This window comes from Amycolatopsis thailandensis (genome assembly GCF_042723255.1).
GTDB classification, from domain to species: domain Bacteria; phylum Actinomycetota; class Actinomycetes; order Mycobacteriales; family Pseudonocardiaceae; genus Amycolatopsis; species Amycolatopsis thailandensis.
The window spans coordinates 1-11,019 of the sequence record NZ_JBHXJK010000203.1 but is presented as its reverse complement, the minus strand read 5'-3'; the positions used below and the strand labels follow the sequence as shown (position 1 = coordinate 11,019).

The following is an 11,019-nucleotide window of genomic DNA, read 5'->3' as shown; positions in this document are numbered from 1 at the left end:
TACCCCTTATAAACCTCGCTCCCCCCCCCCCCCCCCAACACCCCACGCCCGGCAGGGAAAGCGCCTAGCCCGAGGCCAGCAGGTCTTCGGCGGTCCGCGTGTTGATCACCCGGTCCGGCTCGATCCCCAGTTCCGTGGCGCGCACGCAGCCGTAGACCAGCCAGTCCAGCTGCCCCGGCGCGTGCGCGTCGCTGTCGATCGCGAAGTCGCAGCCCAGCTCCACGGCCAGGTTCAGCAGCCGCGTCGGCGGGTCCCGGCGTTCGGGACGCGAGTTGATCTCGACGGCCACGCCGTTGTCCCGGCACGCGGTGAACACCGCCTCCGCGTCGAACTCCGACTCGGGCCGCTTCCCGCGCGCCCCCATCACCAGCCGCCCGGTGCAATGCCCCAGCACCCGGACCCGCGGATGCTGGACGGCGGCGAGCATCCGCGGCGTCATCTCCCTGGCGGGCATCCGCAGCTTCGAATGCACGCTCGCGACGACGAAATCCAGTTGCGCCAGCAGGTCTTCCTCTTGGTCCAGCGTGCCGTCGAGGTGGATGTCGACCTCGATGCCGTGCAGGATCCGGAACGGCGCCATCGTCTCGTTCAGTTCCGCGACGACGTCCATCTGCCGTCGCAGCCGCTCGGGCGAGAGGCCGTTGGCGACGGTCAGCCGCGGCGAATGGTCGGTCAGCACCATCCATTCGTGCCCGAGCGCGCGGGCGGCCTCGGCCATCTCCTCGATCGGGCTTCCGCCATCGGACCAGTCCGAATGGGTGTGGCAGTCGCCGCGCAACGCCGCCCGCATCGGGCCGCCATCGGGCAGCTTCGGCTCGCCGATCTTCTCGAAGTACGCGGGACGACGGCCGGCGAGGACGTCTTCGATGACGGCCGCGGTCGCCTTGCCGATGTTCGGCAACGCGGTCAGCGTGCCCGCCTCGGCGCGTTTGCGCAGGTCGTCCGGCTTGACCTTGGCGATCACCGAAGCCGCCTGACGGAAGGCTCGCACCCGGTAACTCGGCTCGCCCGCGCGCTCCAGCCGGAACGCGATCTCCCTCAACGCCTGCGCCGGTTCCATGGCTACCTGTCTACCCCGTCAGCGACGCGGAGGCAGCTCATGAAGAGCGACATCGCACAACCGACCGTCGCGGATTTCGGCGGTCTGGTACGTGCAGAACGGCTGCCGCCGCCGGTCGGTCGGCGAGCCGGGATTCAGCAGCCGCAGCCCGTTCGGCGTGACGGTGTCCCAGGGGATGTGGCTGTGCCCGAACACGAGGACGTCGGTGTCCGGGAAGCGCTCGTCGCAGCGGCGCTCGCGCCCCTGCTTGCCACCGGTCTCGTGGATGACGGCGAGCCGGACGCCGTCGAGTTCCACCCGCGCGATCTCGGGAAGCCGCGCCCGCAGGTCCGCCCCGTCGTTGTTGCCCCAGACCCCGACGAGCCGCTCGCAGCGGGTCTCGAGTTCGTCGAGCAGGGCGGGGGCGACCCAGTCGCCGGCGTGCACGACGACGTCCGCCGCGTCGACCTCGCGCCAGACCTGTTCCGGCAGCGCCTTGGCGCGCAATGGCAGATGTGTGTCGGCGATGAGCAGCAGACGCGTCATGGGTCTCCGATCGTATCCGAGCCGGACAGTCCGAATCGGACTCCGACCGCCCGCTCGTCCACTCTGGACCTCGTGACCGCGATGATGCGGAATCGCAACGCCTCCGCGCGCGGTGGACCACGCCACCCTCGTGGTACTCCCGGGGTCACGGCGCGTCGTACTCCGAACACATCACGCAAGCCGACGAAGGCTGTGACCTGGATTTTCACGCCAGAGTGAGCGAAAACCCGGAACCTGACACCCGGTGACCACCCGTCGGAGTGACCCGCTCACCCAACCGGGCGAGTTGCAGACCCACAAAACGCCACCCGTATCTTGAACATACGTCCGGAACGTGTGGAAGGCCCGGATGTTCGATCACGACGTCCGGCCTCACCGGACCGTGGAGGGTGGAGAGTTGCCGCAGGAACCGCGCTGGCCCGAGTCCCACGCTGAGCAGACGGACATTCTCCCGGTCGTCACGCCCGGGTTCGCGGAGTCTGCCACGCCTCAGGAGCCCACGCCACCGAAGCGCCGTCGCAGCTACCGCAAGGCCGCCTTCATCGGCGGCGGCGTGTTCGGCCTGCTGGTCGTCGCGTACGCCCTCGACGTGCTGGTCTCCCAGGGCAGCGTCCCCCGCGGCGTCACCGTCGCCGGGGTCGACGTCGGCGGGATGGACCGCACCGCGGCCGAGAAGGAGCTCAGGGGCGGCATCGAGCCGCGGCTGACCCGGCCGGTGAAGGTCGTCGCGGGCGACGCCGAGGAATCGCTGGCGCCGACCAACGCGGGCCTGCGCCTCGACTGGCCCGCCACCCTGGACCAGGCCGGCGACCAGCCGCTGAACCCGTTCACCCGGATCGCGTCGTTCTTCACGACCACCGAGGTCGGCGTCGTCACGCAGACCGACGACGGCAAGCTCACCGGGGCGCTGGAGAACCTGCGCGACAAGGTCGACCGCGACCCGGTCGAGGGCACCGTCCGCTTCGAGGAGACCAAGCCGGTCGCGGTCGAGCCGAAGACCGGGCAGAAGCTCGACGTCGAGGCCGCCAAGAAGACGATCCTGGAGCGCTGGGCCACCGGCGAGCCGCTGACGCTCGCGGTCACCCAGACCCCGGTCAAGGTCTCGGCCGAGGCCGTCCACGCCGCCCTCGACCAGGTCGCGAAGCCCGCCGTGGCGGCGCCGGTGGTCATCAAGGGCGAGGGCAAGGACGCGATCCTCAAGCCCGAGGCCATCGCGACCGCGCTGACCTTCGAACCCGCCGACGGCGGCGTGCTGAACCCGAAGGTCGACAACAACAAGATCATCGAGGCGGCCGGCCCGCAACTGAAGTCCACCGAGAAGGAGGGCAAGGACGCGCAGATCGTCTTCGAAGGCGGCAAGCCGACCGTCCAGCCCTCCGAGGACGCCAACGTCGTCGACTGGGAGCCGAGCCTCAAGCCGGCGCTCGACGTGCTCAAGCGCACCGGGACCCGCGAGCTGCCGGTGACCTACAAGAAGACCCCGGCCAAGGTGACCACCGAGCAGGCCAACCAGCTCGGCATCAAGGAGGTCGTCAGCGAGTTCAAGACCTCCGGTTTCGCCGCCGATTCGGGGACGAACATCCGGGTCGTGGCGCAGAAGGTCAACGGCGCCATCGTGAAGCCGAACGAGACGTTCAGCCTCAACGGGTTCACCGGGCCGCGCGGCGCGGCGCAGGGCTACGTCGAGGCCGGTGTCATCAAGGACGGCGCGCCCGGCCGCGAGGTCGGCGGCGGGATCTCGCAGTTCGCGACCACGCTGTACAACGCCTCGTACTTCGCCGGCATGAAGGACACCGAGCACAAGGAACACAGCTACTACATCAGCCGTTACCCCGCCGCGCGCGAGGCGACCGTGTTCCAGAACCACAACGGCGGCAGCGTGATCGACCTGAAGTTCACCAACGACGGTGACACCGGCGTCGCGATCCAGACCATCTGGACACCGTCGGACATCACGATCCGCCTGTGGGGCACCAAGAAGTACACCGTCGAGTCGATCCCCGGCGGCCGCAGCAACCCGTCCGACCCGCCCACCAAGCCCGGCCCGGCCGAGAACTGCAAGCCCAGCAACGGCGCGCCCGGCTTCACCACTTCGGACACCCGGGTGATCAAGGACGTCGCGAGCGGCCGCGAGGTCCGGCGCCACACCCGGAACGTGCACTACAACCCGCAGCCGAAGATCACCTGCGGCACGGAGTAACCACCCTCCGGGACCCCGCAAGTACGTGAAGGCCCCCTTCATTGCGCTAGACGCAGTGAAGGGGGCCTTCACGTACTTCGAGGGTTCACCGCACGCGTCCAAAGAGGTACGCTGAGTGACTCACCCGACCGAGTGGGGGTGGCTTGAGTGGACTCCACGGCGACCTTCCGGCAGATCTTCGCGGTCGGCGAACTGCGGGCCATCTGGTTCGCGGAACTCCTGTCGATCCTCGGTGATCAGGTGGCCAGGGTCGCGCTGTCGGTCCTGGTGTTCCAGCGGACCGGTTCGGCGACCTGGCCCGCGCTCACCTACGCGCTCACCTATCTGCCCGACCTGATCGGCGGCCCGCTGCTCGGCGGGCTGGCCGACCGGTTCCCGCGCCGCGCGGTGATGGTCTGCTCCGACGTCGTCCGGGCGATCCTGGTCGCGGTGCTCGCCGTCCCCGGCATCCCGTTGCCCGTACTGGCCGCGGTGCTCGTCGTGGTGCAACTGGCGAACGCGCCGTTCACCGCCGCGCAGGCCGCCGTCCTGCCGTCGGTGCTGAGCGGGGATCAGTACGTGCTCGGTCAGTCCTTGCTGAAGATCACCAACCAGGTCGGCCAGCTGGCCGGGTTCGCCCTTGGCGGCGCCGTGATCGCCGCGATCGGGCCTGGCCGCGGGCTGGCCGTCGACGCGGTGACGTTCGGAATCTCGGCGGTCGTCCTGCGGCTGGGTGTCCGCGCCCGGGCCGCTTCGGGTTCCGGCGGACCGGCGACGTCGACCCTGCGGCGGCTTTCCGCGGGTGCCCGCACGATCTGGCGTGACCGCCGGTTGCGCGCGCTGGTCGGCCTGGCGTGGCTCGCGGGTTTCGTGATCGTTCCGGAGGGTCTCGCCGTGCCCTACGCCGCGGAGATCGGCGGCGGGGCGGCGACGGCGGGCCTGCTGCTCGCGGCGCATCCGGCGGGGATCGTGCTCGGCGTGTTCGTGCTGGGCCGCCTGGTGCGGCCCGAAATCCGGCTGCGGATGGTCGGAGTGCTCGCGCTCGGCGCGATCGTGCCGCTCGCGGCGTTCTGGTTCACCCCGTCGCTCCCCTACGCCGCCGGACTGCTCGTGCTGTCCGGGATGTGCGCCGCCTACCAGGTCACCGCGAGCACCACGTTCATGCGGTTGGTCCCCGACACCGAACGAGGCCAGGCCTTCGGCCTCGCCGGGTCGGGACTCATCGCCGTGCAGGGAGTCGGGCTGATCGCCGGCGGCCTGCTCGTCGGCGTGCTCGGTTCACCCGCGACGACGGTCTCGGTCATCGCATTGGCCGGTCTCGTCGTGGCTGTTCCGGCCACCCGGGCTTGGCGCCACGTGGCCCCACCGCACCCCCTTTAGACCGGAACCCGGTACTCACCAGTTCTGCCCGCGCATAGGGCTCACCCCCTCCGCCACCCGATCCGGTCACGCGTGGTGCACCCACGCCTACCCATACAGCGTAGTGACACCTAGTATCCAACCGATTACGTTCGTCACCGTGGCGCTAACGAATTGGGCGCTGTGGCGGCTACCCAACCGCGGCTTGATCGGCTTCGTCCTCCTGGTGGACGTCGCGGCGATCGCGGGATCCGCCTGGTCTTTTCTCCGGATCCCGTTCACTCCGGGCGACGCGCTCCCCTTCGCGGTCCTGATCACCAGCGTCGTGCTGTACACGGAGCTGTCCCGTCCGGTGGAGCGGGTGCGGGAACGGTTCGCGGGCACGCCGCACATCTCGCTCGACAGCGTCTGGACCTTCTCCGCCGTACTGCTGGTGCACCCCGGGCTGGCCGCGCTCGTCATCGCCCTGTCGTTCTTCTACCGCTGGTTCCGCGGGCAGCCGAACCCCCTGTTCCGGCGGACGTTCTCCACGTCGGCGACAGTGCTCTCCGGCTTCGCGGCCGCCGCCTTCCTCTCCCGGTACGCCGTCCCGTTCGACGAACTCCCGCGCGACCTCTCCTCGTTCTGGTCGGTGGTCGCGGCGGGCGGGGTGTTCATGCTGGTCAACACCGCGTTGATGACGGTCGCGGTGTACTACGGCACGCCGCACGACAAGCTGCGCGACGCGCTGGCGAAGCCCTTCGAGTACGCGCTCGAAGCGGCGACGATCGCGCTCGGCGTCATCGTGGCGTGGGCGCTGCGGGACTGGCCGGTGGTGCTGCTGCTGGTCGTCGGGATCACGCTGGTGCTGCACCGCGGGGTCCTGCTGCGGCAGCTGAAGCGGCAGGCGAGCAGCGACGCCAAGACCGGGCTGCTCAACGCCAAGGCGTGGCGCGAGGCCGCGGCCGACGAACTCGACCGCGGGCGGCGCGCGGGACGGCACACCAGTCTGCTGATGGTCGACGTCGACCGGTTCAAGCTGATCAACGACCGGCACGGGCATCTGGTCGGCGACCGGTATCTGGCGGCGATCGCGGAGACGCTGCGCACCGAGGTGCGCGGTACGGATCTGGTCGGGCGGTTCGGCGGCGAGGAGTTCGTCGTGCTGCTGCCCGGCACGTCCGCCGTGCACGCCCACGCGATCGCGGAACGGATCCGGTCGAGCGTCGCCGCTCGGCACGGTGACCTGCCGGAGCACGTCACCGTGTCGATCGGGCTCGCCGACCGGCCCGGTGTCACCGACCTCGACGCGGTGATCGCCATCGCGGACCGCGCGCTTTACGAGGCGAAGAACACCGGGCGGAACCGGACCTCGGGCTACCAGGTGACCGGCTGACCCCCTCCCCCGGCGCGTGTCATGAGGGGTCCCCTTCGGACACTTTTCGTCCTATGGGGACCCTTCATGACACTTCGCGGAGAGCTACGGAAGCCCGGCGAGCGACTGAGCCAGCGCCTCCTCCGGCAGCTCGTGATCGGAGATGTTCCCCGCCAGATACGCGCCGTAGGCCGGAAGGTCCAGGTGCGCGTGCCCGCACAACGCGGTGAGTATCACCTTCTCCTCCCCGGTTTCCTTGCACCGCAACGCTTCCTGGATACAAGCGGCGAGCGCGTGCGTCGGCTCCGGCGCCGGGATGATCCCCTCGGTCCGGGCGAACTGCACACCAGCGGCGAAGCAGTCCTCCTGGCCGATGGCGAGCGCTTCGATGAGGCCGAGTTCGTAGATGTGCGAGATCAGCGGCGACATCCCGTGGTAGCGCAGGCCGCCGGCGTGGATGGGATCGGGGATGAAGTCGTGACCGAGGGTGTGCATCTTCAGCAGCGGCGTCAGCCCGGCGGTGTCCCCGAAGTCGTACGCGTACTTCCCGCGGGTGAGCGTCGGGCAGGCGGCCGGTTCGACGGCGCGGATCACCGGATCCATCCGCCCGGCGAGTTTCTCGCGCAGGAACGGGAAGGCGAGCCCGCCGAAGTTGGAGCCGCCGCCGGTGCAGCCGACGAGGACGTCCGGGGTGTCCCCCGCCAGTTCGAACTGCTTGAGCGCCTCCTCGCCGATGATCGTCTGGTGCAGCAGCACGTGATTGAGCACGCTGCCGAGCGCGTAGCGGGTGTTCTCCGCCTGCGCCGCCTGCTCGACGGCCTCGCTGATCGCGATGCCGAGGCTCCCGGTCGATCCCGGGTCGGCGGCCAGGATCGCGCGGCCGGACGCGGTCAGCTCGGACGGGCTGGGGTGCACCGTCGCGCCGAAGGTCTCCATCATCAGCTTGCGGTACGGCTTCTGGTCGTACGAAGCGCGGACCTGCCACACCTCACACTCGAGCCCGAAAGTGGCGCAGGCGAACGCGAGGGCGCTCCCCCACTGCCCGGCGCCGGTCTCCGTCGTCAGCCTCGTGACGCCTTCGGCCGCGTTGTAGAACGCCTGCGGCACGGCGGTGTTGGGCTTGTGCGAACCGACCGGGCTGACCCCCTCGTACTTGTAGTAGATCCGGGCGGGCGTGCCGAGCGCCTTCTCCAGGCGCCTCGCGCGGAACAGCGGCGACGGACGCCAGAGCCGGTAGACGTCCAGGACCTCTTCGGGGATGTCGACGTAGCGTTCGGTGGTGACCTCTTGGGCGATGAGCGCCTGCGGGAACAGCGGCGCGAGATCGTCCGGGCCGATCGGCTCGCGGGTGCCGGGATGCAGGGGTGGCGGCGGGGGCTCCGGCAGGTCCGGGACGACGTTGTACCACCTGGCCGGCATGTCCGCTTCGTCGAGGATGTACTTGGTCCGCTCCGCCATTGAGCCTCCTCAGTTCCCTCCAACCTAAAGGGACGGACGGCGCGACACCAGGGACGACTACTACGGTGAGGTGATGGGGAATCTCGTACTGCTCGACGCACCGTCCAACCTCGGCCTGCGGCCGCCCGCCGAAGGAGCGGTCCCTGGCTGTCACAAGGCGCCGGGCGCGCTGCGCGACCACGGCCTGCTCACCCGTTTGGGCGCGACCGACGGCGGCGTGGTCACTCCGCCGCGGTACCTGCCCGACTGGTCACCCGGCGGCGGCGTCCGGAACGCCGCCGGTATCGCGACCTACACCGCGGCCCTCGCCGGACGTCTCGCGAAGATCCGCGCGGACGGCGGCTTCCCGGTCGTCCTCGGCGGGGACTGCTCGATCGCGCTCGCCGCGATGCTGACCCTGCGTCGCGAGGGACGCTTCGGCATCGTCTACTTCGACGGTCACGACGACTTCCGGCACCTCGGCAACTCCGACCACGTCGCCAACGTCGGCGGTGAAGCGCTCGCCGTCGTGACCGGCCGCGGCGCGCCGGAACTGGCCGATGTGGACGGCCTTTCGCCTTATGTCCGCGACGAAGACGTCCTCGTGCTGGGCGTCCGCGGGGAGGACTCCGCCGAGGTGCGGGAAGCCGGGATCCGTGTCGTGACCAGCCAAGAGATCATGGCGTCCGGCACCGGCGACGCGCTCGCCGCCGCCCGCGAGATCTTCGCGCCGCTGGACGGCTTCTGGATCCACATCGACATCGACACCCTCGACCCGGAGTTCGTGTCCGCTGTGGACAGTCCGGACCCCGGTGGGCTCAGTCCGGACAAGCTCGTCGAACTGCTGCGCGGCCTCGTCGCGATCCCCGGCGCCGCCGGGCTGGAACTGACCATCTTCGATCCCGACCTCGACCCCGACGGAACTCAGGCAGCCCTGGTGGCGGATTGCCTCGTACGCGCGCTGGAAGGAACCCGATGACCCAGGTGACCGTCGCCGACGGCTCGTTCGACGCCCCGCTCTGGCTGCCCGAATCCGGCTCCGGCCCGGGGCTGGTACTGATCCAGGAGATCTTCGGCCTCGACGACTACCTCAAGTCCGTCGCCGCCGACCTGGCCGCGCTCGGCTACGTCGTCGCCGTGCCCGAACTGTTCTGGCGGATCGCTCCCGGCTGGTCGGCCACGCACGACGAAGCCGGTATTTCGGCGTCGATGGCGGTCTCCGGCGAACTCGACCCGGCGCGCGCCGTCTCCGACGTGCTCGCGACCCTGGCGATGCTGCGCTCCCTGCCCGAAACCGATGGGCGCGCGGGTGTCTTCGGCTTCTGTCTCGGCGGCTCGATGGCGTACGCCGCGGCCGCCGAGGGTGCTCCGGATGTCGCGGTTTCGTACTACGGGTCCCGGGTTCCGGAGCAGCTTCCGTTGCTGGACAAGATCACCTGCCCGATCCAGTTCCAGTTCGGGGGCGCCGATCCCTACATTCCTGTCGAGGGAGTGCGTCGCCTGGCCGACGCTGTCGCGTCTCATGACGGTGCGGAAATCCACGTCCACGAGGGCGCGGGGCACGCGTTCCACAACCACGTGGCGCCGATGTTCCACCAGCCGGAGCCGGCCGCGGCGGCCTGGGCATTGACGCTGGAGTTCCTGCGGCGGGTCTTCCCGGCTTGAGTGGGTCGGTGCGCCGGAATATGTCGGTGCCTCCGGGTAGTTTCCCCACCATGGCCACATTGGTGAGTTTTCACGCCCACCCCGACGACGAGTGCATCGTCGCGGGCGGCGTCATGCGCAAGGCCTTCGAGGAAGGCCACCGGGTCGTGCTCGTGGTCGCGACCAGGGGTGAGGTCGGCGAGGTCCAGGACGGGTTCCTCGACGAGGGAGAGGAGTTGTGGCAGCGCCGCGTGCAGGAGACGCACGCTTCCGCCGAGGTCCTGGGGGCCAAGCGCGTGGAGTTCCTGGGGTACACCGACTCCGGCATGATGGGCGAGCCGCGCAACGAGGTGCCCGGCACGTTCTGGCAGGCCGACGTCGAGGAGGCCGCCCAGCGGCTGGCCGAGATCCTGCGCGAGGAGCAGGCAGACGTCCTGACCGTCTACGACGACAACGGCGGCTACGGGCACCCGGACCACATCCAGGTGCACCGCGTCGGCATGCGCGCGGCCGAGCTGGCGGGCACGCCGCGGGTATACGAGGCGACGAGCAACAGTGACGATATGCGCCGCGGTATGGAGGAAGCGGTGCGGGCCGGGGAGATGAAGGCCGAAGACCTCCCCGACTTCGAGGACGGCGCCGAATTCGGCAAGCCGGAAGCGATCCTGACGGCGAGGGTCGACGTCACCGCGTACCTGCCGCACAAGCGGGCCGCGATGCGCGCGCACGCCAGCCAGATCAGCGAGGACTCGTTCTTCCTCGCGATGCCCGACGAGGGTTTCGCGCGGGCGTTCGGCATCGAGTGGTTCATCCGCGCCGGGCAGGGGCCGGGCATCACCGAGACCGACCTGATGGCGGGGCTCTGACCGATGGGCATGTGCGGTGCGTACCTGCGGGTCACCCCCGATGAGCTGCGTGAATTGATCGAGGAGCCCGACCGGTACTGGGACTACGCCGAGAAGGCCGCCGGCACCGAGCGGACGGTCGACGTCGACAAGGCGTGGAACGCGCTGTGGTACCTGGTTGGGCGGGCCGGGTGGAAGATCGACTTCGTACTGGGCGGGACACTGCTGGGGGAAGCCGACAGTGACGGGCCGCCGCGGTACTTCAGCGCGGACGAGGTACGGACGATCTCGGCGGAGCTGACCGGATTCGACAAGCTTTCGGAGGGCGTCGAGCTGTCGGATCTCGAGGCCGAGGGGATCTACCCGTCGATCTGGGACGAGCCCGACGCGCTGGACTACGTGCGGGCCCACTACGACGCGCTCGTCCCCTTCTTCGCCGCCGCCGCGAAGGCCGGGGATCCGGTCGTCACGATCATCACCTGACCTCGGTCGGCCGGGGTGGTCGTAAGTGGCAAATAGGGTTATTGAGGGGTAAGGCAAAGGTGGCGCGTGCCTGGCCTGCCCACCTGCCGGTTTCGGGTGTTGCGAAAGCCACCTTCGCAACGCTCAACGTTGC

The 11,019-nt window shown here is 69.7% G+C and carries 10 protein-coding genes; 7 read left to right on the top strand and 3 right to left on the bottom strand.

Annotated elements, in window-relative coordinates; genetic code table 11:
* Positions 1-64 precede the first annotated feature (64 nt).
* Both ACFWMR_RS40460 and ACFWMR_RS40455 read right to left on the bottom strand, forming a co-directional pair.
* Positions 65-1,060, bottom strand: a complete 996-nt coding sequence (locus ACFWMR_RS40460; RefSeq protein ID WP_378382216.1) for a PHP domain-containing protein — start codon at positions 1,058-1,060, stop codon at positions 65-67.
* 18 nt (positions 1,061-1,078) lie between these two features.
* On the bottom strand, positions 1,079-1,585 hold the full coding sequence (locus ACFWMR_RS40455; protein ID WP_093933945.1) for a metallophosphoesterase family protein: 507 nt from the start codon (positions 1,583-1,585) through the stop codon (positions 1,079-1,081).
* Between the two features lie 397 nt (positions 1,586-1,982).
* Between ACFWMR_RS40455 and ACFWMR_RS40450 the strand changes: the two genes are divergently transcribed.
* From ACFWMR_RS40450 to ACFWMR_RS40440, 3 genes are all read left to right on the top strand, one after another.
* A complete protein-coding gene (locus tag ACFWMR_RS40450) occupies positions 1,983-3,785 on the top strand; it encodes a VanW family protein (RefSeq protein ID WP_378382215.1) in 1,803 nt (600 codons plus the stop codon).
* Between the two features lie 147 nt (positions 3,786-3,932).
* A complete protein-coding gene (locus tag ACFWMR_RS40445) occupies positions 3,933-5,144 on the top strand; it encodes an MFS transporter (protein WP_378382214.1) in 1,212 nt (403 codons plus the stop codon).
* 139 nt (positions 5,145-5,283) lie between these two features.
* Positions 5,284-6,498, top strand: a complete 1,215-nt coding sequence (locus ACFWMR_RS40440; RefSeq protein ID WP_244199643.1) for a GGDEF domain-containing protein — start codon at positions 5,284-5,286, stop codon at positions 6,496-6,498.
* Positions 6,499-6,582: 84 nt separating this feature from the next.
* On the opposite strand, the gene ACFWMR_RS40435 is transcribed toward ACFWMR_RS40440, so the two are convergent.
* Complete coding sequence (locus ACFWMR_RS40435; protein ID WP_378277727.1) at positions 6,583-7,935, bottom strand: TrpB-like pyridoxal phosphate-dependent enzyme; 1,353 nt, start codon at positions 7,933-7,935, stop codon at positions 6,583-6,585.
* Between the two features lie 73 nt (positions 7,936-8,008).
* Between ACFWMR_RS40435 and ACFWMR_RS40430 the strand changes: the two genes are divergently transcribed.
* From ACFWMR_RS40430 to ACFWMR_RS40415, 4 genes are read left to right on the top strand one after another with little or no spacing between them, the layout of a single operon-like run.
* Positions 8,009-8,893 carry an arginase family protein gene (locus tag ACFWMR_RS40430; RefSeq protein WP_378382213.1) on the top strand — a complete coding sequence of 295 codons (885 nt, stop codon included), beginning with the start codon at positions 8,009-8,011 and terminating at the stop codon, positions 8,891-8,893.
* Entirely contained in the window at positions 8,890-9,579 is a 690-nt protein-coding gene (locus tag ACFWMR_RS40425) for a dienelactone hydrolase family protein (protein WP_378382212.1), read from the top strand. Before ACFWMR_RS40430 ends, ACFWMR_RS40425 begins: the two co-directional genes overlap by 4 nt.
* A 50-nt stretch (positions 9,580-9,629) precedes the next feature.
* Positions 9,630-10,424 carry a PIG-L family deacetylase gene (locus tag ACFWMR_RS40420; RefSeq protein ID WP_093933938.1) on the top strand — a complete coding sequence of 265 codons (795 nt, stop codon included), beginning with the start codon at positions 9,630-9,632 and terminating at the stop codon, positions 10,422-10,424.
* Positions 10,425-10,427: 3 nt separating this feature from the next.
* Positions 10,428-10,886, top strand: coding sequence for a YfbM family protein (locus ACFWMR_RS40415; protein WP_378382211.1), 459 nt, complete (start codon positions 10,428-10,430; stop codon positions 10,884-10,886).
* The last annotated feature ends 133 nt before the right edge of the window (positions 10,887-11,019 follow it).

Bases quoted from the DNA above. Each gene is read 5' to 3' on its own strand.
- ACFWMR_RS40415 (WP_378382211.1), top strand. From the start codon at position 10,428: ATGGGCATGTGCGGTGCGTACCTGCGGGTCACCCCCGATGAGCTGCGT.
- ACFWMR_RS40430 (WP_378382213.1), top strand. From the start codon at position 8,009: ATGGGGAATCTCGTACTGCTCGACGCACCGTCCAACCTCGGCCTGCGG.
- ACFWMR_RS40435 (WP_378277727.1), bottom strand. From the start codon at position 7,935: ATGGCGGAGCGGACCAAGTACATCCTCGACGAAGCGGACATGCCGGCC.
- ACFWMR_RS40455 (WP_093933945.1), bottom strand. From the start codon at position 1,585: ATGACGCGTCTGCTGCTCATCGCCGACACACATCTGCCATTGCGCGCC.
- ACFWMR_RS40460 (WP_378382216.1), bottom strand. From the start codon at position 1,060: ATGGAACCGGCGCAGGCGTTGAGGGAGATCGCGTTCCGGCTGGAGCGC.
- ACFWMR_RS40420 (WP_093933938.1), top strand. From the start codon at position 9,630: ATGGCCACATTGGTGAGTTTTCACGCCCACCCCGACGACGAGTGCATC.
- ACFWMR_RS40425 (WP_378382212.1), top strand. From the start codon at position 8,890: ATGACCCAGGTGACCGTCGCCGACGGCTCGTTCGACGCCCCGCTCTGG.